At 68.4% G+C, this 26200-nt stretch carries 23 protein-coding genes, 1 tRNA gene and 1 riboswitch; of the genes, 10 read left to right on the top strand and 14 right to left on the bottom strand.

Going from position 1 to position 26200, the window contains the following annotated elements:
• Positions 1-6: 6 nt before the first annotated feature.
• The 5 genes from thiC to BM009_RS12115 form a co-directional block, all read right to left on the bottom strand.
• Positions 7-1878 carry a phosphomethylpyrimidine synthase ThiC gene (gene thiC / locus BM009_RS12135; RefSeq protein WP_093296444.1) on the bottom strand — a complete coding sequence of 624 codons (1872 nt, stop codon included), beginning with the start codon at positions 1876-1878 and terminating at the stop codon, positions 7-9.
• A gap of 44 nt (positions 1879-1922) precedes the next feature.
• A riboswitch (TPP riboswitch) is annotated at positions 1923-2033 on the bottom strand.
• 68 nt (positions 2034-2101) lie between these two features.
• A complete protein-coding gene (locus tag BM009_RS22980; protein WP_254772259.1) occupies positions 2102-2809 on the bottom strand; it encodes a PEPxxWA-CTERM sorting domain-containing protein in 708 nt (235 codons plus the stop codon).
• Positions 2810-2945: 136 nt separating this feature from the next.
• Complete coding sequence (locus BM009_RS12125) at positions 2946-3800, bottom strand: MipA/OmpV family protein (protein ID WP_093296443.1); 855 nt, start codon at positions 3798-3800, stop codon at positions 2946-2948.
• A gap of 67 nt (positions 3801-3867) precedes the next feature.
• Complete coding sequence (locus BM009_RS12120; protein WP_254772273.1) at positions 3868-4227, bottom strand: DUF2141 domain-containing protein; 360 nt, start codon at positions 4225-4227, stop codon at positions 3868-3870.
• Positions 4217-5014, bottom strand: coding sequence for a sterol desaturase family protein (locus tag BM009_RS12115; protein WP_093296441.1), 798 nt, complete (start codon positions 5012-5014; stop codon positions 4217-4219). The genes BM009_RS12120 and BM009_RS12115 overlap by 11 nt, the downstream gene beginning before the upstream one ends.
• A 187-nt stretch (positions 5015-5201) precedes the next feature.
• On the opposite strand from BM009_RS12115, the gene BM009_RS12110 reads away from it, so the two are divergent.
• Complete coding sequence (locus BM009_RS12110; protein ID WP_093296439.1) at positions 5202-7667, top strand: TonB-dependent receptor domain-containing protein; 2466 nt, start codon at positions 5202-5204, stop codon at positions 7665-7667.
• 40 nt (positions 7668-7707) lie between these two features.
• Here the strand turns inward: BM009_RS12110 and BM009_RS22975 are convergent, their stop codons facing one another.
• Complete coding sequence (locus tag BM009_RS22975; protein ID WP_093296437.1) at positions 7708-8502, bottom strand: PEPxxWA-CTERM sorting domain-containing protein; 795 nt, start codon at positions 8500-8502, stop codon at positions 7708-7710.
• A gap of 198 nt (positions 8503-8700) precedes the next feature.
• Here BM009_RS22975 and crtY point away from each other — a divergent pair, with 198 nt between their 5' ends.
• The 4 genes from crtY (at position 8701) to BM009_RS12085 (ending at position 13019) form a co-directional block, all read left to right on the top strand.
• On the top strand, positions 8701-9858 hold the full coding sequence (gene crtY / locus BM009_RS12100) for a lycopene beta-cyclase CrtY (protein WP_093296436.1): 1158 nt from the start codon (positions 8701-8703) through the stop codon (positions 9856-9858).
• On the top strand, positions 9858-11336 hold the full coding sequence (locus tag BM009_RS12095) for a phytoene desaturase (RefSeq protein ID WP_093296434.1): 1479 nt from the start codon (positions 9858-9860) through the stop codon (positions 11334-11336). The genes crtY and BM009_RS12095 overlap by 1 nt, the downstream gene beginning before the upstream one ends.
• A 178-nt stretch (positions 11337-11514) precedes the next feature.
• Positions 11515-12096, top strand: coding sequence for an LOG family protein (locus BM009_RS12090; RefSeq protein ID WP_093296433.1), 582 nt, complete (start codon positions 11515-11517; stop codon positions 12094-12096).
• Positions 12096-13019 carry a phytoene/squalene synthase family protein gene (locus BM009_RS12085; RefSeq protein ID WP_093296432.1) on the top strand — a complete coding sequence of 308 codons (924 nt, stop codon included), beginning with the start codon at positions 12096-12098 and terminating at the stop codon, positions 13017-13019. The genes BM009_RS12090 and BM009_RS12085 overlap by 1 nt, the downstream gene beginning before the upstream one ends.
• Positions 13020-13163: 144 nt before the next feature.
• Here the strand turns inward: BM009_RS12085 and BM009_RS12080 are convergent, their stop codons facing one another.
• From BM009_RS12080 to ftsE, 4 genes are read right to left on the bottom strand one after another with little or no spacing between them, the layout of a single operon-like run.
• Positions 13164-13847: a lysophospholipid acyltransferase family protein gene (locus tag BM009_RS12080; protein WP_093296431.1), complete on the bottom strand. Its 684-nt coding sequence runs from the start codon at positions 13845-13847 to the stop codon at positions 13164-13166.
• A complete protein-coding gene (locus BM009_RS12075) occupies positions 13847-14386 on the bottom strand; it encodes a YdcF family protein (protein WP_093296430.1) in 540 nt (179 codons plus the stop codon). The genes BM009_RS12080 and BM009_RS12075 overlap by 1 nt, the downstream gene beginning before the upstream one ends.
• The gene (locus BM009_RS12070; RefSeq protein ID WP_093296428.1) at positions 14383-15267 is read right to left on the bottom strand and encodes a cell division protein FtsX; all 885 of its coding nucleotides are present in this window, start codon (positions 15265-15267) and stop codon (positions 14383-14385) included. Before BM009_RS12070 ends, BM009_RS12075 begins: the two co-directional genes overlap by 4 nt.
• Entirely contained in the window at positions 15264-15965 is a 702-nt protein-coding gene (ftsE, locus tag BM009_RS12065) for a cell division ATP-binding protein FtsE (protein ID WP_093296427.1), read from the bottom strand. The genes BM009_RS12070 and ftsE overlap by 4 nt, the downstream gene beginning before the upstream one ends.
• Before the next feature lie 166 nt (positions 15966-16131).
• Here ftsE and BM009_RS23145 point away from each other — a divergent pair, with 166 nt between their 5' ends.
• On the top strand, positions 16132-16827 hold the full coding sequence (locus tag BM009_RS23145; RefSeq protein WP_093296425.1) for a zinc-ribbon domain-containing protein: 696 nt from the start codon (positions 16132-16134) through the stop codon (positions 16825-16827).
• On the opposite strand, the gene BM009_RS12055 is transcribed toward BM009_RS23145, so the two are convergent.
• Positions 16799-18157 carry an MATE family efflux transporter gene (locus BM009_RS12055; RefSeq protein WP_093296423.1) on the bottom strand — a complete coding sequence of 453 codons (1359 nt, stop codon included), beginning with the start codon at positions 18155-18157 and terminating at the stop codon, positions 16799-16801. The two genes, BM009_RS23145 and BM009_RS12055, sit on opposite strands and share 29 nt — an antisense overlap.
• A 129-nt stretch (positions 18158-18286) precedes the next feature.
• On the opposite strand from BM009_RS12055, the gene BM009_RS12050 reads away from it, so the two are divergent.
• The 4 genes from BM009_RS12050 (at position 18287) to BM009_RS12035 (ending at position 23111) form a co-directional block, all read left to right on the top strand.
• A tRNA-Leu gene (locus BM009_RS12050) sits at positions 18287-18373 on the top strand.
• Positions 18374-18541: 168 nt separating this feature from the next.
• Positions 18542-21112, top strand: a complete 2571-nt coding sequence (locus BM009_RS12045) for a TonB-dependent receptor (protein WP_093296422.1) — start codon at positions 18542-18544, stop codon at positions 21110-21112.
• A gap of 79 nt (positions 21113-21191) precedes the next feature.
• On the top strand, positions 21192-22529 hold the full coding sequence (locus BM009_RS12040) for a M28 family metallopeptidase (RefSeq protein ID WP_093296421.1): 1338 nt from the start codon (positions 21192-21194) through the stop codon (positions 22527-22529).
• A 45-nt stretch (positions 22530-22574) separates the two neighbouring features.
• The gene (locus BM009_RS12035) at positions 22575-23111 is read left to right on the top strand and encodes an NADPH-dependent FMN reductase (RefSeq protein ID WP_093296420.1); all 537 of its coding nucleotides are present in this window, start codon (positions 22575-22577) and stop codon (positions 23109-23111) included.
• A 117-nt stretch (positions 23112-23228) separates the two neighbouring features.
• Here BM009_RS12035 and BM009_RS12030 read toward each other — a convergent pair whose 3' ends face one another.
• The 3 genes from BM009_RS12030 to lysA are packed head-to-tail and all read right to left on the bottom strand — an operon-like array spanning position 23229 to position 26187.
• Positions 23229-24179, bottom strand: coding sequence for a zinc transporter ZntB (locus BM009_RS12030; protein ID WP_093296418.1), 951 nt, complete (start codon positions 24177-24179; stop codon positions 23229-23231).
• Entirely contained in the window at positions 24176-24931 is a 756-nt protein-coding gene (locus BM009_RS12025) for a precorrin-2 dehydrogenase/sirohydrochlorin ferrochelatase family protein (RefSeq protein ID WP_093296417.1), read from the bottom strand. Before BM009_RS12025 ends, BM009_RS12030 begins: the two co-directional genes overlap by 4 nt.
• Complete coding sequence (gene lysA / locus BM009_RS12020; RefSeq protein ID WP_093296415.1) at positions 24928-26187, bottom strand: diaminopimelate decarboxylase; 1260 nt, start codon at positions 26185-26187, stop codon at positions 24928-24930. Before lysA ends, BM009_RS12025 begins: the two co-directional genes overlap by 4 nt.
• Between the last annotated feature and the right edge of the window lie 13 nt (positions 26188-26200).

The raw sequence follows: 26200 nt of genomic DNA, 5'->3' as shown, positions 1-26200 counted from the left end.
TAGCCGTCAATCGTGCTCGCGGTCGCCGGCGCCCATGTAGAGCTCGCTGCCGGTTTCGCGGAACACCTTGCTCATCTCGGCCATGCCGGCCTCGGCATCCACCGTTGCCGGCGTCGCCGCCAGGAAGGTATCGGCCGAGGCGTTCTGCTTCGCGGCGAAGTCGCGCACTTCCTGCGTGATCTTCATCGAGCAGAATTTCGGCCCGCACATCGAGCAGAAATGCGCGGTCTTGGCGCCCTCGGCCGGCAGCGTCTGGTCGTGATACTTCTCCGCCGTGTCCGGATCGAGCGACAGGTTGAACTGGTCGCGCCAGCGGAACTCGAAGCGCGCGCGGCTCAGCGCGTCGTCGCGCACCTTGGCTGCCGGATGGCCCTTGGCGAGGTCCGCCGCGTGTGCCGCCAGCTTGTAGGTGACCACGCCCACCTTCACGTCGTCGCGATCCGGAAGCCCCAGATGCTCCTTGGGCGTGACGTAGCAGAGCATCGCCGTGCCGTACCAGCCGATCATCGCGGCGCCGATGCCGCTGGTGATGTGGTCATAGCCCGGCGCGATGTCGGTGGTCAGCGGCCCGAGCGTGTAGAAGGGCGCCTCGCCGCACGCCTCGAGCTGCTTTTCCATGTTCTGCTTGATCTTGTGCATCGGCACATGGCCGGGGCCCTCGATCATCACCTGGACGTCCTGCTCCCAAGCGCGCTTGGTCAGCTCGCCCAGCGTGTAGAGCTCGGCAAACTGCGCCTCGTCATTGGCGTCGGCGATCGAGCCGGGGCGCAGGCCGTCGCCCAGCGAATAGGCGATGTCATAGGCCTTCATGATCTCGGTGATCTCGTCGAACCGCTCGTACAGGAAGGATTCGCGGTGATGCGCGAGACACCACTTGGCCATGATCGAGCCGCCGCGCGACACGATGCCGGTGACGCGCTTGGCGGTCATCGGGATATAGGGCAGCCGCACGCCGGCATGGATGGTGAAATAGTCGACGCCCTGCTCGGCCTGCTCGATCAGCGTGTCGCGGAAGATCTCCCAAGTGAGGTCCTCGGCGATGCCGCCCACCTTCTCCAGCGCCTGGTAGATCGGCACGGTGCCGATCGGCACCGGCGAGTTGCGCAGGATCCATTCGCGGGTGTCGTGGATGTTGCGGCCGGTGGAGAGGTCCATCACCGTGTCCGCGCCCCAGCGGATCGACCAGACCAGCTTGTCGACTTCGCTCGCCACGTCGCTGGCGACCGCCGAATTGCCGATATTGGCGTTGATCTTCACCAGGAAGTTGCGACCGATCGCCATCGGTTCGCTTTCCGGGTGGTTGATGTTGTTCGGGATGATCGCCCGGCCGCGCGCCACTTCGTCGCGGACGAATTCGGGAGTCACGTAATCGGGGATCTCGGCGCCCCAATCCTGGCCGTCGCGGACATATTCGGCGAGCCGCTCGCGGCCGAGATTCTCGCGCTCCGCCACATATTCCATCTCGGGCGTGATAATGCCGCGCCGGGCATAGTGCATCTGGCTGACGTTCATGCCGGCCTTGGCGCGCAGCGGACGCTTGGTCACGTTGGGGAATTGCGGCACGCCGGCCGAGCGGTCCGGGCCCTTCAGGCCATTGTCCTCGGGGCGCACTTCGCGCGCGTCATAGGCCTCGACATCGCCGCGCCCCAGGATCCAGTCGCGGCGGATCGCGGGAAGGCCGGCCATGATGTCGATGCGGGCATCGGGATCGGTATAGGGGCCCGAGGTGTCGTAGACGCGCACCGGCGCCTCGCCGCTGCCGGGCTCCAGATGGATCTCGCGCATCGCGACGCGGTGCTTGCCGACATGGATCTTGCGGCTGCCGCGGATCGGGCCGGTGGTAACGCCGATTTCGGTCTTGGCGGGAATGTCGGCCATGCTCGTCTACTCCTTGGGCAGACGTAGAGAGCAGACGGACCTCGGGGAACAAGACCCTCCCTCCCTACGCCGGTGTCAACCGGATCAGGTTCAGCGGGTCGAAGGCTGCAGCCTTCCTCTCAACCGCTGCGCCAGCGGTCCCCCGGGGAATGGCGCCGGTGTACGCGCAAGCGGCGCGCCGGGCAATCCCGACGCGCCGCTTGCCTGCCAAAGGTTAGGAAGATCAGGCGAAGCGAACCGCGGTGCGGGCCCGGCGACGGCGCAGCGCACCCCCGGCCAGCCCGAAGCCACCGATCAGCATCGCCCAGGCCGCCGGCTCGGGCACGCCCGCACCAGCCGTGGTGCCGGGGCTGAACTCGGCCCTGAACTGTACATCGCCATATAGCCCGTGGATATCGTCCCACGGCGTACCGGCGATCGCATCGAGGCTGTCGCCGGCATTGGTGTAGACGAAGTCGCCCCCCGCATAGGCGTTGCTGCCGAAGCTGCCCGCCGTGGGCATCCAGCTGCTCTCGCCGGCGAGAGGCTGGGTCAGGCCCGCCGTGGTGAGGAAGGCGACATAACGCTGCCCGGTGCGCAGATCGAGCGCGCCGACATCGAAGTGGAGCGCCTCGAACGCGTCGCCCGCCGTGCCGCCAAAGCTGCGCGCGTCGCTGGCGTAGAGCGCTGTACCAAGCGCCCCAACGCCGTTCCAGGAATAGACATAGGCGCGCACCTTGGCCGCACCACCGCCAAGATAGAAGGTGAAGCCGTTGAGCGCATTGTCGTTGCCGACAGTGAAGGTCTGCCCATAGGTGGGGGTGTAGCGCGCGCCGAAATAGTCGATCTTCGATGCGTAGCCGCCGCTGGTGTCGATCGCCGATGCCGCAGCCGGCGCGGCCGTTGTCGCGGCGAGCACACCAATGGCGCCAACGAATGCTGCAAGTTTCATACATCTCCCCCTGATGTTGCCCCGCGACCACAGATGCCGCGAGTCTTGGACGGGCAGGCTAGCCCCCAAGACTCGCAGCGGCAATTCATAAGTTGTTAAGAAATAGGACGTTCGTCGCAATTATCGACGTCGACACTCAGAAGGTATAGGCAAGTCCCAGCGCGCCGTACCACTGGTTGCGCGAGCCTGCGATGCGGACCACCGGCGAGTCCGCCGCGTCGTCGAGCATGCGACGATAGGCGACGCCGCCTATCGCCGACAGGCCATGGGTGAGATCGCCGGTGAGCGCGACATTGCCCATCGCGCCCAGCGTCCAGTCCTTCCAGCCTTTGCGGGCGTAATAGACCGGCAGGCCGCTGCGCGCGCTGCCGCCCGGGGTCACCCCGAAATAGGTCTGGGCATAGCCATTGCCCATGTAATTGGCCGAGAGGTTGAGCAGCACAAAGGCCTTGCGGCTGAGCGGCGTGCCGTAGCTGACCGACGGCGACATCACGTAGCTCTTGTGCACGCTGCCGACGTCATGGACGTAGGAGAAGCTCGCGGTCAGCTTGTCATAGTCGCTGGTGATCAGCCCCTGCTTGCCGATGCCGACAAAGCCGCCGGCCTCGACTGCGGTACCGATCTTGCCGAGCGCGGAGACCTGACGGTCGTCGATCCGCGAGGTGCGGTTGAGGTTGACGTTGACCACCGGGCCCGCCTGGAAATCCCAGCCCGGACCATTGTTGTCGGCGATCGCGTCCGCCCAGGCGCGGCTGCCCAGCACGACGAAGTTGATGCCCGACACCTGGCCACGGATCAGCGGCGCGGCGGTGACGACGTTCTTGTCCGAACCGTCATAGCTCGGCACCGTCGCCACGCCGACGCCGAGCGTCACGGTGTCGCGGGTCAGGTCGGGCGGCGAATCCGTATTCTGCTGGGCAAAGGCAGGTGCCGCCGCGAGCAGCGGGAGCGAGGCGAGCGCGGCGCGCGTCGCGTTGCGCAGGAAAGGCATGGGGGTACTCCGGGAACAGGATCGCGAGGATCAGAACCCGGGGAACGCCTGCAATCTCACGCAGTTCCTATAGCAGGTAGCGCAGCTTTACTTCCTGCCGGTCATTGCCGCCCTCGAGCGGGAATCGCGCGGCGGAGAAGCGCGGCGGGCCGAAACCGATCACCGGGTTGCGCGAAAAGCCGAAGCCTTCACGCGGGATGCCCATGAAGGTGTCGAGCTTGCCGTTGCCATTGGCGTCGTGGATCACCGCCACGGCATAGTCGCCGGGGGCGAGACCGCTGAGGCGCAGCTTGCCGTCGGCGGCGGGAATGGTCCGCTTGATCGCGCCGTGCCCGTCGCGGCAATCGGGGAACTGGCTGGCGGCGGGTGCGATGCAGATCTGCAGCAGCCCGCGTGTCGAGCGCAGCTTGGTGAAATCAAGCTCCAGCGTCGCCAGCGGCGCGGCGCTGGTCAGCAGCGGCAGAGCGACGACTGCCCAGGCGCCGCGCCGCAGGATCGAACCGCCCCAGCCCCTGGTCGGTCCCGCACAGCCGGTCCCAGAACCGGAAATATAATCCATAGTTGCACCCATACCGCTCATGATGCCGCTGGTGATGACTCGCCGTGATCAGCCACGCACCCAACGGCCCCCGCCACATCCAGGCCGGGAAGATTTCCCAGCCCATATGATTAGTGACCCCCATAACCGTCATGATCGTCAGGACCAAGCCGAGCGCGGCGACATGAATGGGAATTGCGAAGACCAGCAGCGGAATCACGATCGCGCCCGACAGTGCCTCGCCCCAATGGAAGCTCATCGCCGCCCAGGCGGTGGGCGGACGGCTGGCATGGTGGACGGCGTGATAGCGGCGGAACAGCGCGGGCACGTGCATCGCCCGGTGCGTCCAGTAGAACCAGGTGTCGTGCAGCAACAGGTACAGGAACACCGACACCGGCAGATACCAAAGCGGCAGCGCGTGGACATCGGCATAGATCCGCGTCCATCCTTCCGCCTTCCACCCCCAGGCGACGATGCCGGCGGGGATCCCGTAGATCGCCGCCGAAGCGAGGCTCCAGCCGATCTCCCTGCGGATCTGCCTGGCCTGGCCGGCATAGAGGCCCGGATGCCGCACGCGCGTCGCCAGCGCGAAGCCCGCCGAGGCGGCGACGTAGCGCACGCCCACGATCACCGTCATGGCGAGCGCGGAGACGAGGATGGCAAGGGCAATGTCCATGTCTCCCGCTGCTAGCCCTTCGCGCGAACGGCGGCAATGCGGCGCAATCCCGATTGTGAGCCCGCGCGCACTGTTGCCCCTTCGTAACATTCGTAGTTCTACGAAGAAGCGCGGCACCGAAATATCAACACCCGACTGCGTAGATAGCACCACCCAGAAGAACACATACGGGTCGGGAGAGGTTGTCGTGAAACTGCGGTATCTGCTGCTCGCCTTTTGCTCGAGCGTCATCGTGCATCCTGCGCTCGCCCAGTCGACGGACGAGGCGCCAAAGCCTGCGAAAGCCGCGCAAGTGCCCGAGAAGGAAGTCTTCTCCACTGGCGTTGCCAAAGGTCGCGACCGGTTGGACAGTGCCACCTCGACCAGCGCCTTCCGCGCCAGCGAGTTCGAGAAGCTCGGGCCACGGCCGCTCGGCGACGTGCTCCGCACCATGCCCGGCCTGCGCGTCGAGAGCGGCATCGGCGAGGGCAACGCCAATTACACCGTGCGCGGCCTGCCGCTGGCGGCCGGCGGCTCCAAATACATGCAGTTCCAGGAAGACGGGCTGCCGGTGCTCGAGTTCGGCGACATCTTCAACGTCGCGGTCGACGTGTTCATGCGCGCCGACTTCAACGTGGCGGCGATCGAGTCGATTCGCGGCGGCTCCGGCTCCACCTTCTCGTCCAACGCGCCGGGCGGACTGATCAACCTGATCTCGAAGACGGGCGAGACCCGCGGCGGGGCGGTGCAGGCCACGGTCGGGCTCGGCTATGGCGAGAAGCGGGTGGACATGGATTATGGCCAGCCGCTCGGCGATGGCTGGCGCTTCCATGTCGGCGGCTATTACCGCTCGGGCGAAGGCCCGCGCGACATCGGCTTCACCGGCTACAAGGGCGGCCAGATCCGCTTCAACGTCACCAAGCAGTTCGCGACCGGCTATGTCCGGGTGAGCGGTAAGTGGCTCGACGACCGCTCGCCCACCTTCGCGCCCTATCCGATCAAGATCACCGGCACGAACGACAATCCCGTCGTGAGCAGCGTCAGCGGCTTCGACATCCGCAAGGATTCGCTGCTCTCACCGTTCATCGGCCCGGTGACGACGCTGGACGGCAGCAACCAGCTCGCCCGCTTCGACGTCGCCAACGGCATGCACGCCAAGAGCAAGACGATCGGCCTGGAGGCGCAGTTCGACGTCGCCGGGATCACGATCAGCGAGCGGGCGCGCTACTCCGCCAATTCGGGCGACTTCCTGCGCGTCTTCCCCTCCGCCGTCGGCCCGATCGCGACGATCGCCGCCTCGCAGGCGGGTACCGGCGCAGTGGCGACCTATGCCAGCGGCCCCAATATCGGCCAGCTGGTGCCGGTGAACGCCAACGGCAACGGTCTGCTCTCGTTCAACTATATGGCGCAGACCCGGATCGGCGCGCTCGACAATTTCACCAACGACATCCGCGCGACCAAGGTGTGGAAGCTCGGCCGCGGTGACCTGACCATGACCGGCGGCCTCTACAAGGCCAACCAGAAGCTGTACGCGACCTGGCTGCACTCGGGCATCGACACCGATGTGGCGGGCGACGCTCAGACCGCGATGGTCAACATCACCAGCGCCAGCGGCGTCGCGCAGACCCAGAACGGCTATTACACCTTCAGCCGCAACGGCAGCAAATTCCGCCGCATCTTCGACGTGTCCTACGATATCCTCGCCCCCTATGGCTCGGTGAACTACCATGTCGGCAAGCTCTCGATCGGCGGCAGCGTCCGCTATGATCGCGGCCGGGTGCGCGGCTCGCTGATCGGCGCGGACCTGGGCGGCGGCCGGGTAGGCCTGATCAGCTACGACATCAACGGCAATGGCGTGATCTCCGCACCGGAGAAGCGCGTCGCCTTCCTGCCGCTCGATACGCCGGCACCGGTCAACTACAACTATGGCTACTGGAGCTATTCGAGCGGGATCAACTACCGCGTCGCCGAGCCCTTCTCGGTCTTCGCCCGCTACAGCCGCGGCGCCCGCGCCAATGCCGACAAGATCCTGTTCACCCCCGCGGTGAGCCCGGTCGACGGCAGCGTGCCCAATGCGGCGGACAAATATGACCAGGTCCGCCAGCTCGAAGGCGGGTTCAAGTTCCGCAAGGCGGGCGCGACGCTCAACGTCACCGCGTTTCGCGCCACCGCGGACGACCATAATGTCCTCAACGGATCGGCCAACCAGACCATCCGCAGCTACCGCGCGACCGGCGTGGAGATGGAAGGCGGCTATCGCCGCGGCATCTTCAGCATCACCGCCGGCGCCACCTACACCACCGCCAAGATCACCAAGGACTTCCTGGATCCGACGCTGACCGGCAAGGAACCGCGCCACCAGCCCGCCTGGACGCTGGAAGCGACGCCGCAGATCGAGCTGCGCAACGTCACCTTCGGCACCAACGTGGTGACGATCACCAGCAGCTATGCGCAGGACAGCAACCTGCTCAAGATGCCGGGCTTCACCGTGGTCAACGCCTTCCTGGTGGTGAAGCCGATCGACCGGGTGCGAGTGATGCTCAACGCGAGCAACCTGTTCGACCAGGTCGGCTTCTTCGAGTTCAACCAGAGCGAAGTGCCGGCGAACGGCATCGGCTGGGGCCGCGCGATCAACGGCCGCACCGTCTCGCTCTCGGCCAAGCTCGACTTCTGACGAGAAAGAGGCGCCGGTCCGCCCGGCGCCTCCTCTGTCTTCAGGCGAACACTGCCTTCTTCGCGCGACGACGCAGCGCGGCGCCGGCAAAGCCGAAGCCGCCGATCAGCATCGCCCAGGCGGCCGGCTCGGGCACCGCGCTCGGCGCCAGCGTGGCGATGAGCGTCAGGTCGTCGATCGCCAGCCCATGGTCCGAACCGCCGACGTCGCGATCGGTCCAGCGGATGGCAAAGCCGCCGCCATTGGCGATCGACAGGTTGCCGATCGTCGCGCTGATGTCCGCGCGATTGCCTGCGGCATTGCCGTCGAGCACGCTGCTCGAACTGCCCGAACCGGTGCCGTTCTTGATGCTAACGAAGTCGAGGGCATTGAACGCCGTCCAGCTGCCGTTCGACAGCGAGGTGGCGTCGAGCGAATATTCGAAGCTGAGGCGCTCGCTGCTCGCGGTACCGAGGCGCCACTGCTCGCCGAAATAATTGAGGGTGAGCGACTCGATCGCGCCGCCCAGCGCATTGGTGAAGAAGGCGCCGAACAGGATCGGCGTCGCGCTGCCCGAGGTGACGCTGCCCAGCGCCCGCTCGCTGCCGGTGCCGAAGGCATAGGCGGTGCCGGTATTGGCGTTGCTGGTCGCATAGGCGTCGTCCGAACCGGCGGTGCTGCTGCCGCGCTCGTCGAGCTTCCAGCCGGTCGGCAGCGCCTTGCTGGTGCCGCTGGTCGCCAGCGTGTCGAAATTCTGGGTGTAGGTCTTGGCCGTGAGCGCAACCTGCGCCTGCGCGACGGGCGCGGCGAGCAGCGTGGCGGCGACCAGTGTCGCGCCAAAAAGCTTCTTCTGCATTGCTTTGGTTCCCCTACTTCACAAACCGCCAGCGCGGTTCCCCGGCATTAGGGGCCAAGTGTGCAAGCCGCGTGACGATAGTTAAAATAAAATGAACCACTTGGGTCTGCGCCGGGGCGCCCCGGGCCGGCGACCGTTTCGCGCCGCGTCCCCAAGGGTGGGGTTCCCACACCCCCGCCCTTGGGCTAGGCGACGGCCATGCCTTCAACCATCAGTTGTGACGTTGCCATTGTCGGCGGCGGCCTCGCCGGCGGGCTTATCGCGCTGGCCATCCGGAAGAAGAAACCCGATTGCACCGTCCGGCTGATCGAAGGCTCGGCACGGATCGGCGGCAATCACCTCTGGTCGTTCTTCGCGGACGACGTCGCGCCCGAGCATCGCTGGCTCTCCGCGCCGCTGATCGGCCATGGCTGGAACGGCTATGACGTCGCCTTTCCCGGCCATTTCCGCAGCCTGCCGTCGCGCTATTACTCGGTCGAGTCCGACCATTTCGATCGGGTGGTGCGCGCCGAGCTGGGCGAGAAGAGCCTGTTGCTCGAGCGCGAGGCGGCGGACATCACGCCGACGGCCGTAGCGCTCGCCGATGGCGACCTGGTCGAGGCCGAGGGGGTGATCGACTGCCGCGGCGTCGGCGATACCAGCGCGCTCCAGCTCGGCTGGCAGAAATTCCACGGCGCCGAGCTGGTGCTGAGCGACCTGCACGACGTGACGCGGCCGGTGATCATGGACGCGACGGTGCCGCAGATCGACGGCTATCGCTTCGTCTATTGCCTGCCGTTCAGCCCGACGCGGATATTCGTCGAGGACACCTATTACAGCGACACGCCCTCGCTCGACATCCTCGCCACCGGCGACCGGATCGAGGCCTATGCCGATGCCGCGGGCTGGCAGGTCGATCGCGTGCTGCGCGAGGAAGTGGGCAGCCTGCCGGTGGCGATGGGCGGCGACCATGCCGCCTATTGGGCCGCTGGCGGCCGCGGCATCGCCAAGGCGGGGATGAAGGCCGGGCTGTTCCACCCGATGACCGGCTATTCCTTCCCCGACGCGATCCGCACCGCCGCGCTGATCGCCGAGACCCGCGACTATTCGGGCGAGGCGCTGCACCAAATGCTGTATGGCTATTCCCGCGCGCTCTGGCGCAAGCGCGGCTTCTATCGCATGCTCGCCGCGATGTTGTTCAAGGCGGCCGAACCCGAGGAGCGCTATCGCGTGCTGGAACGTTTTTACCGTCTGGATGCAGGATTGATCCAGCGCTTCTACGCCGCGCAATCGACCTTCGGGGACCGCGTGCGGGTGCTGTCGGGCAAGCCGCCGGTGCCGGTGGGCCGCGCGCTTTCCGCGATCTGGGGCCGCTGATGCGCCGCGCAGTCGTGATCGGCGCCGGGTTCGGCGGCCTCGCCCTTGCCATCCGTCTCCAGTCGGCGGGGGTGGACACCACCGTGATCGAGGCCCGCGACAAGCCGGGCGGCCGCGCCTATTATTGGGAGCGCGACGGCTTCACCTTCGACGGCGGCCCGACGGTGATCACCGATCCCGATGCGCTGAAGGAGCTGTGGCGCCTCTCCGGCCATGACATTTCGGAGGACGTGACGCTCAAGCCGGTCACGCCCTTCTACCGCCTGTCCTGGCCCGACGGGACGACCTTCGACTATACCAATGACGACGCCGTGCTGGCGGGCGAGATCGCCAAGCTCGATGCGAATGACATCGCCGGCTATCGCAAGTTCCTGGAATATTCCGAGCGGGTCTACCAGGAAGGCTATGTAAAGCTGGGCGCCAAGGCGTTCCTCGACTTCAAGTCGATGCTCAAGGCAGCGCCTGCGCTGATGCAGAACCAGGCCTGGCGCTCGGTCTATTCGGTCGTCGCGGGCTATGTGAAGAACGAGAAGCTGCGCGAGGCGCTGTCGTTCCACACCCTGCTCGTCGGCGGCAACCCGATGGCGACCAGCAGCATCTATGCGCTGATCCACAAGCTGGAGCGCGACGGCGGCGTGTGGTGGGCCGAGGGCGGCACCAACCGGCTGATCGCGGGCATGATCACGCATTTCGAGCGGCTGGGCGGCACGGTACGGATCGGCGACCCGGTCGACGAGATCCTGACGCTGGGCGACCGCGTCGTCGGCGTGCGCACGCATAGCGGCTTCGAGGTCGAGGTCGACGCGGTGGCGAGCAACGCCGACATCGTCCACAGCTACCGCGACCTGCTGCGAAATTCGCGCAGCGCGCGGCGGACGGCGAACCGGCTGGTCAACAAGCGCTACTCGCCCTCGCTGTTCGTCGTGCATTTCGGGTTGCGCGGCACCTTCCCCGACATCCCGCACCACATGATCCTGTTCGGCCCGCGCTATAAGGGGCTGCTCGACGACATCTACACCCACGGCGTGGTGAGCGAGGACTTCTCGCTCTACCTCCACCACCCAAGCGCCTCGGACCCGAGCATGGCGCCCGAGGGCCATTCGACCTTCTACGCGCTGGCGCCGGTGCCGCATCTCGGCAAGTTCCCGGCGGACTGGAACGAAGTGGGACCGATCCTGGAATCGCGCATCCTGGCGGAAGTCCAGCGCCGGCTGATCCCGGACCTGGCCGAGCGGATCGTCACCAAGTTCCATTACGCGCCGACCGACTTCCGCGACGATCTGGCGGCGCATCACGGCTCGGGCTTCAGCCTCGAGCCGATCCTCACCCAGAGCGCCTGGTTCCGCGTGCACAATCGCGACGATGCGATTTCGAACCTGTATTTCGTGGGGGCGGGTACCCATCCGGGTGCGGGTATTCCGGGCGTGGTGGGAAGCGCCAAGGCGACCGCCGAGCTGATGCTGGGCGAGATGGCCTGAACGAACTTTAGCCCCTCCTCCTTGGAGGAGGGGTTGGGGGTGGAGGGATGCCAGTCCGTTCGTTGGTCTCTGTGAGACACTGCCCCACCCCCAACCCCTCCCCTTAAGGGGAGGGGCTTAAGATCAGGCTCTCCCTCCCCGCCAAAACACGCTATCAGCCCCGCCACAGGAGCACAGCATGAAGCGTATCGCCGTCTATTGCGGCTCGGCCAGCCCGGCCGATCCGGTCTATATCGAAGCCGCCCGCGCGCTGGGCCGCACGCTCGCCGAGCGCGGCATCGGCGTCGTCTATGGCGGTGGCCGCCTCGGCCTGATGGGCGCAGTCGCCGATGCGGCGCTGGAGGCCGGCGGCGAGGTGATCGGCGTGATCCCCACCCTGCTGGTCAATGCCGAGGTCGCGCACCGCGGGCTCACCAGCCTCGAAGTCTGCGAGACGATGCACGAGCGCAAGGCGCGCTTCACCGAGCTGGCCGACGGCTTCGTCAACCTGCCCGGCGGCACCGGCACCATGGACGAGCTGTGGGAGGCGATGAGCTGGGCGCAGCTCGGCTATCACGCCGATCCGATCGGCCTGCTCAACATCGCCGGCTATTACGACAAGCTGGTCGAGTTCTGGGAGCATATGGGTACCGTCGGCTTCGTGCGGCCCCAGCATCAGGGGCTGCTGCTGGTCGACTCCACGATCGACGGGCTGCTGACCAAGATGGCCGAGGCGCAGCCGGTGGTGCCGATCGCACAGCTGCGGCGCGAACAGCTGTAATGCGCTTTCCCGGCCGCGATGCGATCGTCGCGACCGCGGGCGAGTCGATCGCCCGCGGCTCGCGCAGCTTCGCCGCCGCGAGCAAGCTGTTCGACCCCAAGACCCGCGAGCGCGCCTGGCTGCTCTATGCCTGGTGCCGCCGCTGCGACGACATCGTCGACGGCCAGGACCATGGCCATGGCATGACCCGCGTCGCCGATCCGGCGGCGCGACTGGCGGAGGTGCGCGCGCGCACTGCCGCGGCGCTGGCAGGCGATTGGGTCGGCGACGCCGCGTTCGACGCGCTGCGCATCGTCGCGGCCGAGACCGGCATGCCGCACCGCTTCGCCTGGGACCTGATCGACGGCTTCGCCCTCGACGCCGAGGACTGGCGCCCGCAGACCGAGGACGATCTGCTGCGCTATTGCTACCATGTCGCCGGCGTGGTCGGCTGCATGATGGCGGTGGTGATGGGCGTGGCGCCCGACGACGAGCCCGTGCTCGACCGCGCCTGCGACCTCGGCCTCGCTTTCCAGCTCGCCAATATCGCCCGCGACATCGGCGAGGATGCCGAAGCCGGACGCTGCTACCTGCCCGCCGACTGGCTCGCCGAAGTGGGGCTTAGCGCGACAGACCCGATGGCCGACCGCAACGCGCTGGCGATTCTCGGCACCCGCCTCGCCGACCGGGCGGAAGGCTATGAGATCAGCGCGCGCGGCGGCGCGGCGGCGCTGTCGTTCCGCTCGGCCTGGGCGGTGCTGGCAGCAGCCGACATCTATGGCGGGATCGCGCGCAAGGTACGCGCACGCGGCCCGCAGGCCTGGGACAGCCGCACCACCACCTCGGGCAGCGAGAAGCTCGGCGCGATCGTGAAGGCGTGGACGCAGGCGAAACGTCGCGCGCCGACGCCGCGGCCGGCAGGGCTTTGGACCCGGCCTCGGTAAGCCGAGCCTGATCCCACCCTCACCCTTCCGCGGCTTCGCCGCTCCCTCCCTATCCCAAAGGGAGAGGGAATTAGCGCCCTCTCCCCTTGGGAGAGGGAGGGGACCCGCCGCCGAAGGCGGTGGGGAGGGTGAGGGTGAGCAGCGTCACCCGTTCAGCGCATTGATCGCCGCGTGCACCCGCGCCTCGATCTCGCGCCGGGGCAGCCCGGGCGGTATCGGTTCGCCAAAGCGGAAGACGATCTCGCCCCGCCGCATCAGCCCCTTGCGCGGCCAGACGGTGCCGCTGCGCACCGCCACCGGTACCACCGGCAGATCGAGCGCGCGGTAAAGCCCGGCAAAGCCCGAGCGCAGCGGCGGCGCCTCGCCCGGGCGCACCCGCGTCCCCTCCGGGAAGATCAGCACCGAGCGCCCGCTCGCCCGCGCTGCCTGCGCCGCGCGCATCATCGCGCGCAGCGCGGTCGCATTGGCCTCGCGATCGACGACGATCGTGCCATAGCGCTGCGCCGCCCAGCCCCAGAGCGGAATACGGGCCAGCTCGCGCTTCATCACCGTCGCCGGGCTGCCGAGCATGCGGGTCAGCTCCAGCGCCTCGAAATAGCTTTCATGCTTGCCGGCGAACAGCAACTGGCCCTCCGGCACCTTGCCCTCGATCCGCAGCCGCGCGCCGACGATCCGGCGCACCATCCATTGCAGCGTCCACGCCCAGAAGTTCGAATAGGCGCGCAGGAATCGGCTGCCGAACAGCGCCGCGACCGGCACGCACAGCACCAGGAGGATCGACACGCCGTAGAAGAAGATGCGGAAGAGAACAGTACGCACCGCGTCCATCAATCGACCCCCAGCAACAGCGCCCCCCGGCGCACCAGATATTTGTGATATTCGCGCAGCAGCATCCGCCATCCGGGGGTGCTCGGCACCCCGTCGCCGACGATCGCCACGCCCTGCAGCACATGGCGCAGCTCCAGCCGGGCCCGCGCCATGTGCCAGTCCGAAGTGACCAGCCGCACGCTGCGATAGCCATGGTCGCGCACCCAGCGGCCGGTCTCGTCGGCATTGGAGCGGGTGTCGACCGCCTCATGGCCGAGGTCGACGCAGCAGCGGAACAGCGCGCGATCGGCCGGGAATTGCGCGGCCAGTTCGCGCGGGCGCACGTCCGGGTTCACGCCGCTGACCAGCATCCGCCTGGCATCCTCGCGGCGGAGCGCGTCGAGCCCGCGCTGGATCCGCCCCGGCCCGCCGGTCAGCACGACGACGGCATCGGTGCGGTGTCCGCCGAGCGGCTTGCCGAGGCTGAACAGGAACAGCGCGAAGCCTGCGCCCCAGGCCAGCGCCAGCAGCACCAGCAGGAAGAACAGCCGCCGGATCACAGCTTGCGCCCCAGCGTGTGGAGCACGGTGAGCCGCGTCGCCACGGTGGCGAGCAACGCGAAACCTATCGGCAGCAGCAGGAGCAAGGTCCAGTCGACCGGCGCCAGCGTCACGCCGCCCAGCACGTCCGACCCGGTCAGCGCCAGCTTGGTCTGGAACAGCGCGACCAGCGCCAGCGCCGCCAGCGTGCCGATCGCGCCGCCGAGCAGCGTGTCGCGCGCGATTCGGCGCTGGAGGAGGCGCGCCACCTGGAGGTCGGTCGATCCGAGCATGTGGAGCACGTCGATCGTATCGCGGTGCGTGTCCAGCCCCGCGCGTGCGACGAGCAGCGCAACACCCGCGGTCGCGGCGGCGATGACCAGCACCAGCCCGATCGCGACCAGCCCCAGCGCGCCGAGCAGCCCGCGCACTGGCGACAGCCAGCGCGCGCTGCTGTCCACCCGCGCCTGCGGAGCCACGCGGCGGGCGGCGGCGGTCACTTGCGCGGCCGAGCCTTCGGTCGCGGTCACGTCGATCAGCACCGGCATCGGCAGCTCGGGATCGAGCCCGACATCGCCGAGCCACGGCTTGAGCAGCGCCGCCAGCTCGGCGCGATCGGCCTCACGGACGCGGGCAACGCCGGGCACTTTCGCGATCGCCGCGACCAGCGCCTTGGCACGCACGTCGCGCAGCCCGGCATCGGGCTCGACAAGCTGGACGGTCAGCTGCCCGGCGAGCTGCCGATCGAGCCCGCCGGCAGAGCGCGCCACGCCCAGCCCCAGCGCGCCTGCCAGCACGGTGAGGAACAGCATGATCCCCATGATGCCCGCCATCACCCAGCCGCGCTGGCCCTCGCCGAGCAGCCGCAGGTCGATCGCTGCGCGGTGCCGGAAGCCGTTCATGCGCCCCCCGGCGGATGGCGGAGCAGGCCGCTGGGATCGACCAGCTTGCCCTTTTCGACGCGCATCAGCTGCGCACGCGGGATGCGGCCGATCAGGTGGAGGTCGTGGGTCGCGACGACGATGGTGGTCCCCAGCCGATTGAGCGCCTCGAACAGGTGCAGCAGCCGGTCCGCCATGTCGGGATCGACATTGCCGGTCGGCTCGTCGGCCACCAGGATCTCGGGCCGGGCGATCACCGCGCGAGCGATGGCGATGCGCTGCTGCTCGCCGCCCGACAGCGTCGGCGGCTTGGCGGTGACGCGCGCGCTCAGCCCCACCCAGGCGAGCATCTCCATCACCGGCGCCTCGATCTCGCTTTCGCGGACCCCCGCGACGCGCAGCGGAAGTGCCACATTGTCATAGGCGGAAAGCTGCGGGAGCAGCCGGAAATCCTGGAACACCACGCCGATGCGGCGGCGAAAGCCGGGCAGCCGCGCGCGCGGCAGCGACCCCGCATCCTCGCCGAACAGTCGCACCGCGCCGCGCGTCGGCCGCTGAGCGAGGTAGAGCAGCTTGAGCAGCGAGGTCTTGCCGGCGCCCGACGCGCCGGTGAGGAAGTAGAAGCCCCCCGTCGCCAGCGTGAAGCTCACGTCGGACAGCGTTTCCGGTCCGGTCCCATAGCGCAGGCCGACATTTTCGAAGTGCACGATGTTGCCCATGCGCCGTGCGGCCCGGCCTCCTGTTCGCTTTGGTACCCGGTCGCCATCGCACAGCCCCGGATGTCGCTCAAGCCGCCGTCCGTCCCAAGTCGCTTGCTGGCCCGAATCGGCCCCGCTAGACTCGCACGTCCTGCCGCGTTTTCGGCAGGTACCAGGGGGTTTGGGCATGATCTTGGAGTGCAGCCAGTGCGGATCGCGCTACGAGGTGCCGGATGCGGCGATCGGCCCCGACGGCCGCACGGTGCGCTGCGCCAATTGCAAGCATAGCTGGTTCCAGTCGGGCGCGCCGCTAGAGCTGACCGCACCGGCCCCCGCCCCGGTGGCAGCACCCACGCCGGAGCCCGAACCCGCGCCGCTCCCCTCACGCAGCTTCGCCGCGGCCGAGCCCGCGCCCGAGCCGAGCTACGATCCCTTCGACGAGCCGGAGCCGAAGAAGCGCAGCGGCATCCGCTGGACGATCGCGGCGCTGGTTGCGCTCGTCTCGGTGCTGCTCGGCGGCGCGGCGTTGCTCTACTGGAAGGCGCCGCAGGTGCTTACCCAGCTCGGCCTGCCGATCGGGGGCGCGAATGCGCAGCTGGTGTTCAGCGAGAAGAACGTGGCGCTTCAGGCCCGCGCCGACGGCAGCAAGCTGTTCATCGTCTCGGGCAAGGTGCTCAACGACAGCGGCGCAGCCCAGCATGTGCCGGATATCCGCATCCAGCTGCTCGATGGCGAGCGCCGCGAGGTCTATAGCTGGCGGATCACCCCGCCGGTCCGCATGCTGGAGCCGCAGGGCGGCTTCGACTTCAACGGCGCCAAGGTCGACGTGCCGAGCGGCGCCAAGTCGGTGAAGCTCAGCTTCGTGAGCGAATTCGACGGGTGACGACGAGCAGGCGGCCGCCATCGAGCAGCGCCGCCGCCACCATGCCCAGCCCCGAGGCGAGCACCAGCGCGGTCGCGCCGAACCCCGCCTGGACCAGCCACAGCCCCAGGCCGCCGGTCACCAGGAAGAAGGCGAGGATGCCGTTGATGCCCGCCGCGACCTGGTCGCCCAGCGAGCGCAGCGCATAGACGAACACCACCTGGACGCCGTCGAACAGGATAAACGGCGCCCAGAGCAGCAGCATCGTCGCCGCCATCGCATGCACGTCGCCGGGTGCCGGGAAGCGCTCGACCACCAGCATCGGCACGAACATCAGGCACGCCGCCAGCAGTCCCGTTGCTAGGCCGGCGAGCAGCGCGGCAATGCCCGCCCGCCCTGCCGCCGCCTGGGGCACGCCCTCGCCCACGGCATTGCCGACGCGCACCCCCGCCGCCGATCCCAGCCCCAGCGCCACCGCGAAGGTGACGTTGTGGATCGAGAAGACGATCTGGAAGGCATGGGCGGTGGTCTCCCCCAGTTGCGTCGAGAGCGCGATCAGGATCGAGAAACCGACCAGTTCGAGCCCCGAGGCAACCGCCGGCACCACGCCGAACTGGGCAAGGGCCCAGGCACCGCGCCACGTTTCCGCCCGCCCCCAGTCGCCGAGCAACCGCACGCCGCGCGGCTCGGCGCGCGGCAGCGTCCAGGCGGCGGCAAGCATGCCGATTGCGCCGAGTGCGGAGGCGATGGCGGTGGCGGTCGCCGCGCCGACGGCGCCGAGCGCCGGAAGTCCCCAGGCGCCGGTGGCCAGCAGCCAGGCTAGCAGCGCGTTGATCGGCAGCACCGCGAGGTTGACCACCGTCACCCGCGCCGGCCGGCTGACGCCTTCGAGGAAAAAGCTGGTCGCGATGGTGAGCAGCTGGAACGGATAGGCGAGCGCCATCACCTGCACCACTGGCGTGCTCGCGGCGACAAGATCGGGCGCAACACCCACCCCGGCGAGCATGGGCGCCGCGAAGCCGAACAGGATCGCCATGCTCGCCATGCCGAGCAGCAGCGCGAGCAGCAGCCCTTCGTGGAGCACGCGGCCGGTCTGGCGCAGCTCGCCCGCACCATCGGCGCGCGAGACATGGACGAGGATGCCGGTCAGCGCGCCCAGCCCCATCACGATTCCCGGGAAGGTGATCGTCCGGCTCGCCGCGAGGGCCGCGACCTGGTGGCTGCCCGCCAGGCCCACCACCACCACGTCGGTAACGTGCAGGATTGTCCAGTTGAGCCCGGTGAGCATCACCGGCCAGGCCAGCGCGAGGAGGCGGCGCGTTTCGGCGGCGAGCGGCGTGGCGACGGGCATGGAGCGGGGCATAGGCGGAAGCGACAACGCAAGAAACCCGCACAAAGCGGCTTGCCAGCCCCATTTCGCTTTGCTAGGGGCCGCTGCCTTACCAGCCGCTGGTATGGAAATGCCGGCGGAAATTCACGTGCGGTCGTGGCGGAACTGGTAGACGCGCAACGTTGAGGTCGTTGTGGCCGAAAGGCCGTGGAAGTTCGAGTCTTCTCGACCGCACCATGAATACAGACGATGGGGGCTTCGGCCCCCATTTTCGCATCTGTGCAACAGGCGCGACAATTTATCCGATAATCGGGCACAGTTTTGCGACATGTGCGTCGTACTCGCCGAACAAGGACGAGCGGGCCTGCGGGCCCGCTTCTGATTCGGAAAAGGGACGGAGCAACGATGAAGCGACTGGGGACCACCCTGGCAGGACTGCTGGCGGGCGTATCGCCGCTGGCAGCGCAGGCACAGACGACGACGACGCAGCAGTCGGGCGGCCGCCCTGCGCAGACTCAGCCCGCCGCGCCGGCGCAGGACGACCCCTATACCGACGAGATCGTCGTCACCGCCAGCGAACCGCGCGGCGCGGTGAAGGGCGATATCCCGCCCGAGATCCAGCTCAACCAGGCCGATATCCGCGCCTATGCCGTCTCCTCGGTTTCCGACCTGCTCACCGAGCTCGCACCGCAGACCGGCAGCGGACGCGGCAGCGGCCGGCCGGTGGTCCTGCTCAACGGTCGCCGCATCTCCAGCTTCGCCGAGATCCGCGACCTGCCGACCGAGGCGATCGAGCGCGTCGATATCCTGCCCGAGGAAGTCGCGCTCAAATTCGGCTATTCGGCCGACCAGCGCGTGGTGAACTTCGTGCTGCGCGAACGCTTCCGCGCGCTCACTACCGAGCTGCAGGGCGGCATGCCCACCGAGGGCGGCAACAGCACCCAGCAGGTGCAGGCGGACATCCTCAAGATCAACCGCGATCGCCGCGTCAATCTCGACGTGAAGTACCAGGGCAATTCGGCGCTGCTGGAGAGCGAGCGCAACGTGCAGGCGACGTTCAACGACGGCAGTGGCGTCAACCAGGCGCCCTATCGTACGCTGGTTGCCCCCAGCCAGGATCTCAACATCAACGGCAGCTATGCGCGCAACCTGAGCGAGAAGGTCGGCGCGACGTTCAACGGCACGCTGGAGGTACTGCAGAGCGAGGCGCTGCGGGGGCTCGCCCTCTCGCAGAGCGCGGCGCCGCTGGCGCTGACCGCCGAGCCCAGCCCGCTCACCGCCAGCAGCCGCACGATCACCTCGCATTTCGGCACGACGCTCAACGGTGACGAACTGCCGTGGAGCAACAGCTGGAGCTGGTCGCTTACCGGCAATTACGATCGCGTGGAGAGCAAGACGATCACCGATCGCGGCTTCGATTCGCTCGGCGCAGCACGCCCGGCCGATCGCGGCAACTCCACCTCGAACACCGGCACAATCGACGCGCTGCTGCGCGGCCCCCTGTTCTCGCTGCCGGCCGGCGAGGTTTCCACCTCGCTGCGGATCGGCGGTAGCCTCAGCGGCTTCGACAGCACCGGCTTCCGCAACGGCGTCGCGACCGACGCCTCGCTCTCGCGCAACATCGCCAGCACCCAGCTCAATGTCGACCTGCCGATCGCCAGCCGCCGCAAGGACGTGCTTCAGCCGCTGGGTGACCTGACGATCAACGGCAACGTCGCCGTCCAGCACCTGTCGGACTTCGGCACGCTGACCACCACCGGCTACGGCGTGAACTGGTCGCCATTCAAGCCGGTGCGGCTGCTCGCCTCCTGGACCGACGCCGAGGATGCGCCGACCACCAGCCAGCTCGGCGGCCCGATCGTCTCCAGCCCGAACACCCGCGTGTTCGACTATCGCACCGGCCAGACGGTGACCGTCACCACCATCACCGGCGGCAATCCAACGCTCCAGGCGGAGAAGCGCCACGTGATGAAGCTCGGGCTGGAACTGCGCCCGCTCGAGAAGACCGACCTCTCGATCCGCGCCGACTATGTCACCAGCCGCATCCGCAACGACATCGCGACCTTCCCCGCCGCCACCGCGGCGATCGAGGCGGCCTTCCCCGATCGTTTCGTGCGGGATCCCGACGGCGACCTGGTGAGCATCGACAATCGCGCAGTGAACTTCGCCGAGAACGACACCAAGCAGCTGCGCTGGGGCTTCAACCTGTCGGTGCCGATCAAGTCGTCGCTCGAGAAGAAGATCGCGGCGATGCGCGCCCAGCGCGAGAAGGAGCGCGCCGATGCGATCGCCGCGGGCAAGCCGCTGCCGGCGGAAGGCCAGGCGCGAATGTTCGGCCAGGGCCAGAATGGGCAGCGTCCGCCGGGCGGCGGCAGCCTGTTCGGTCCGCCGCCGGCGCGTCCCGCTGCGGGGCCGGGCGGTGGGGGGCCGGGCGGTGGTGGTCCGGGCGGCGGCGGCCGTGGTCGCTTCGGCGGACCGAACGGTGCGCTCGCCGGCCGACTGCAGTTCAGCCTCTACCACACCTGGTATTTCAAGGATCAGATCAAGATCCGCGACGGCGTCCCCATCCTCGACCTGCTGCATGGCGACGCTGCGGGCAACAATGGCGGCCAGCCGGCGCACCAGATCGATGCCCAGGCGGGCTTCACCAAGGACGGCGTCGGCATGCGGCTCGGCTTCAAATGGCAGAGCAGCACCAGCGTCTATACCGGGCTGAACAACACGAACCAGCTCAACTTCGGCGATCTCGGCACGTTCAACCTGCGCGTGTTCGCGGACCTCGGGCGCCAGTTCAAGCTGGTGCGCGCGCATCCCTGGCTGCGCGGCACGCGGGTGAGCCTGGGCGTCACCAACCTCCTCAACAGCCGCCAGCGGGTGACCGACCAGACCGGCGCGGTGCCGCTAAACTACCAGCCCGACCTGCTCGATCCCACCGGCCGCGCGGTGACCCTCAGCATCCGCAAGCTGTTCTTCTGAGTGCCGGCGGGCGCGGCGCCGGTTGCGCGCCGCGCCCGCTTGGCCCATCACCCGGCACGAACCGAACGGGGGATGGCGAATGAAGCGTGGATTGCTGCTGGCGGCATGGGCCGCCGCGAGCGTGCTGGCGGTGCCGGCGCAGGCACAGGTGAGCGCAGACTGGGTCCGCGCGCACGAGACCTTCCTCGCCGGCGACGAACTCCGCGGCCGCGGCAGCGCCACGCCCGACGAGGCGATCGCCGCCGCCTATGTCGCCGCCCAGTTCCGCGGCTTCGGCCTCCAGCCCGCGCCGGGCATGGACGGCTATCTCCAGAAAGCCGAGATCGTCCGGCTCAAGCTCAAGGCGCCGATCACGCTGACCGCCAACGGCGCGCCGGTGCCGGGCGCGGTGCTGCTGGTCGGCGACGGCACCGGCAGCGAAGGCGTGGCGCGCCTCACCCCCGCCAAGGCAATGTCCAAGATGGCGCCCGCGCCGGTGATGCTGATCGTCGGCGACATGCCGGTCATGCAGCTCTACCGGCTGGCACGCTCGTTCAAGACGCCGCGGCTGCTGCTGATCCGCGAGAGCGCCGATACCCAGGCGATGATCAAGGGCCTCCACGGCGAACCGCGCCTGCCCGGCGGGCTGCGCGGGGAGCCGCGCGAACCGGCACCGTCGATCGTCGTGCTGCCCGCTGCCGCCTTTGATGCGCTGGCGGCGCAGAAGGACGCCAAGGTGTCGCTGACCGTCCCGGCGGAAGAGACGGTCGCGACCACCACCAACGCGATCGGCTGGCTGCCGGGTTCCGATCCGAAGGCCGGCGTGCTGCTGCTCAGCGCCCATCTCGACCATCTGGGCGTCCAGGGCGACGGCACGGTGATGCACGGCGCCAATGACGACGCCTCGGGCACCACCGCGGTGCTCGAACTCGCCCGCACCCTCGCGGCCAAGGGCAAGGCCAAGCGCGGCATCCTGTTCGTCGCCTATGGCGCGGAAGAAATCGGCGGCTATGGCTCGACCTATTTCGGCGCGCACCCGCCGGTGCCGCTCGACCAGATCGTCGCCAATGTCGAAGTCGAGATGATCGGCGCGCAGGATCCCAAGCTGCCCGCCGGCACGATGATGATGACCGGCTATGAGCGCTCGACGCTGGGCGAGACGCTGAAAGGCCATGGCGCGCTGGTCACCGGCGATCCCTATCCGGAGCAGAACTTCTTCCAGCGCTCGGACAACTACTCGCTCGCGAAGAAGGGCGTGGTCGCCCACACCATTTCGGGCTGGGCGGTGGTGCCGACCTATCACAGCAAGGACGATACGGTGGCAAACATCGACATCGCCTTCATGACCCGCGCGATCCAGTCGCTGGTCGAGCCGCTGCATGCGCTGGCCAACAGCGACGCCAAGCCGGAATGGAAGCCGGGCGGCAAACCCGAATGACCGCGCAAGCTGGCGCCCAGCGCTGGCTTGCTCTAGCGAGGGACCATGCACACGCCTCACATCGTCGCGCTGGGTGGAACGCTGCGCGCCCAGTCCAGCACCGGCCGCCTGCTCGCCGCCGCCCTCGCCCGCGCCGAGGCGCGCGGCGCGCGCACGACGCTGCTCACCGGACCCGACATCGTCTTCCCGCATTTCGGGCCCGAGCATGGCGATACCGACGCGAAGGTGATGCGCTTCGTCGAGACGCTGCGCAGCGCCGACGCGGTGATCATCGGTTCGCCGGGCTATCACGGCACGCTGTCCGGGCTGGTGAAGACGGCACTAGATTATGTCGAGCTGCTCAGCCGCGACGACCGCGTGTATTTCGACGGGATGCCGGTCGGCCTGATCGCCACCGCCGCCGGATGGCAGGCGTCGGTCGCGACGCTGCAGGCGCTGCGCACGATCACCCACGCATTGCGCGGCTGGCCGACGCCGATGGGGATTGCAGTCAACACGGTGGAGACGCCGGATGTGGAGACCAATTGCCAGAAATCGCTGGACCTAATGGTCGGGCAGATCTTCGAGTTTTTGGGGCGCTAAGCTTTCAACCGTCATTCCGGCGAAAGCCGGAATCCATTGGGGTTGCCGTTACGACTCCTGCTGCAACGGAGTGGCGAATGGATCCCGGCTTTCGCCGGGATGGCGGCTAAGGGCTGGTCACTCGAACCAGTGCCGCCGCACGAAGTAGCCGGCAATCCCCAGCGCCATCATCGTGCAAACCCCCACCACGCCCCAGAACGCCCAGGGCTCGTGCGCATAGGGGATGCCGTCGACGTTCATGCCCAGCAGACCGGTGAGGAAGGTCAGCGGCAGGAACACCATCGCGACGATGGCGATCACCAGCGAGCGTTGGTCGAGCAGCTCGCCGCGCAGGTCGGTGAGCGTTTCATGGGTCAGCGCGGCGCGCTCGCGGATGCTTTCCACCTCTTCCGCCATGCGCGCGGCGCGATCGGCGGCGGCGGAGAGGTGCAGCCGGTCGTCCTCGCGCAGCCAGTCGCCGGGCAGGCCCGCCAGCTTCTCGATCGCCGCGCGCTGGGGGTTGAGGAAGCGCCGATAGCCGATCGCCTGAACCCGCACCTTGTTGACCATCCGCCGCAGCTCGAAGGCGCGGTGGCCGGAGATCTGCTCCTCGCAATCGTCGAGCGAGTCGCCGAGTTCCGCGACCACCGGGTCCAGTTCCTCGGTAATCGCCTGCGCGAAGGCCGCGATCAGGTCGCCGGGATCAAGGATCTTGCCGGTTTCCACTTCCTGGCGCACCGGCTGGAGCGCGGTCAGGGGCTTGCGCGTCACCGAGAAGACGCAGCCGCCCATCGCATAGATGCGGATCGACGCGAGCGGATCGGAGGCGGTCGTCGCCTCGGACGAGAGCCCGCGCAGGTTGATCACCGCGCCGTCGCCCACCGCGTCGCAGCGCGGCCGCGTCTCGGTCGCGGTCAGCGAGTCGATGATGTAGGGCGACAGTTTGGCCTCGCCGCCGAGCCAGAGCTGGGCACGCTCGTCATTGGTGGTGAGGTGGATCCAGGTGAGCCCGCCGCGCTGGTCGAGCGCGGCGCGCATCGTCGGCTGCTCGACCTTGCCGTCGTGCACGACATAGGCAAAGCCGCTCAAGCCGCCATCTCCAGCCAAAGCGACAGGCCTTCGCCGGGATCGGCGGGGGGACGGGCGAGGATGCGCGCGGCATCGGCGCGCGCGCGGTTGAGGATGGCGTCGGGCACGTCGCCTAGATGGAAAAGCCGATCGGCCTGCGCAAGCAGCCGGGCGTGACGCAGCGTGAGCTCCTCCGGATCGGGCGAGGTCAGCCTCAGCGTGACGAGTTGCGCTTGCGGCGCGGCCCCCTCGGCCAACCAGCGATCGACATCGCCGTCGCTCGCCAGCAGGTCGAGCATCCCGCCCTCCCCCAGAGCATCCGCCAGCGCTCGGCGCCGCGCACCGGCATCGGGCCAGCGCGCCTTCATCGCTGACCGGCTGCGACCCAGCCCCGTGGCGAGCGCGCCGAGGGTCGCGGGCAACAGCGCCTCCAGCCGCTGCCGCAGCGCCGCCGCCAGCCCCGCCGAGACCCCGCCGGTGCCGATCGCGATCAGCACCGGATCGCGGTCGACGATCGCCGGCAGCGTGAAGTCGCACAGTTCGGGCCGGTCGACGCAATTGACCAGCACGCCCCGTGCCTTCAGCCGTGCGACCACGTCCTCGGGCTCGTCGAGTGCGACGATGGCGAGCGCGGCGGTATCGCCTTCGCCCACCACCTGCGCGCCGGCGCGGTCGAGCAGGCGACGCTTGGCGTTCGCCGGCTCGCCCTCGCCGACGAGAATCACCGGCCGCCCCGCCAGCTTCACGAACAGGGGCAGCGCGGCGAGCGTCACTTCAGCCAGTCCGGCACCTGCTCGGCGGCCATGATCTCCTCGGCGGAGATCCGGCCGGCGACGATGGCATAGCGATCGCCCGACACCAGCACCTCGGGCACCAGCGGGCGGCTGTTATAGGTGCTGGCCATCGTCGCGCCGTAGGCACCCGCGGTTTCCAGCACGGCGAGGTCGCCCGCTTTCACTGCGTCGATCTCGCGCGCCTTCACGAACACGTCGGTGCTTTCGCACACCGGGCCGGCGACGTTTGCGACGAAACGCTCGCCATTCGGCTTCACCGCCGCGAAGCCGTGATAGGCATCGTACAGCGCCACGCGGGCGAGGTCGTTCATCGCGGCGTCGACCACCACCCAGGGATGGACCTGCCCCGGCTTCACCCACAGCACTTCCGTGACCAGCACGCCCGCGCTGCCCGCGATGGTGCGACCGGGCTCGAACATCAGCTCGACGTCCCAGTCCTTGGTCACCCGCGCAACCATCTCGGCATAGGCTTCCGGCGTCGGCGGCACCTCGCCCGGGCGATAAGCGACGCCCAGGCCGCCGCCGAGATCGACATGGGTGATGGTGTGACCGTTGCCGCGCAGTTCGGCGAGCAGCCGGCCGACACGCTCGAACGCGGCCTCCAGCGGCGCGAGGCCGAGCAGCTGGCTTCCGATATGCACCGCGATGCCGTGCAGATCGAGGCCGGGGAGGTTTCCCAGCCGGTTGAAGATCGCCGGTGCCTCGCCGATCGGCAGGCCGAACTTGTTCTCGGCCTTGCCGGTCGAGATCTTCTCGTGCGTGCCGGCATCCACATCGGGGTTCACCCGCAGGGCCGCGCGCGCGGTAAGGCCGCGCTCGGCCGCGAGTGCCGCCAGCACTTCGCCTTCCTCGACCAGCTCGAGATTGAACTGGCCGATCCCGGCCTCCAGCCCCTTCACCAGCTCGCGGCGGGTCTTGCCGACGCCGGAGAAGACGATGTCCTTGGGCGCCACGCCCGCCGCCAGCGCGCGCGCCATCTCGCCGCCCGAGACGACATCGGCGCCAAAGCCCTCGTTCGCCAGCAGCTTGAGCACCGCCAGGTTGGGGTTGGCCTTGATCGCGAAGGCGAGGTGGATGCGCCCCAGCGGCTTCAGCGCGTCGCGAAAGGCGCGGGCATTGGCCTGGAAGCGTTCGGTCGAATAGACATAGACGGGCGTACCCACCTCGGCGGCGATGCGCGCGAGGGGCAGCGATTCGACGTGCAGTTCGCCGTCGATCATCGAGAAATCGGTCATGAGCCTCTGGTGC

It is taken from the genome of Sphingomonas sp. NFR04 (genome assembly GCF_900114095.1).
Lineage (GTDB): Bacteria > Pseudomonadota > Alphaproteobacteria > Sphingomonadales > Sphingomonadaceae > Sphingomonas.
This window is presented reverse-complemented; position numbering and strand designations above follow the sequence as displayed.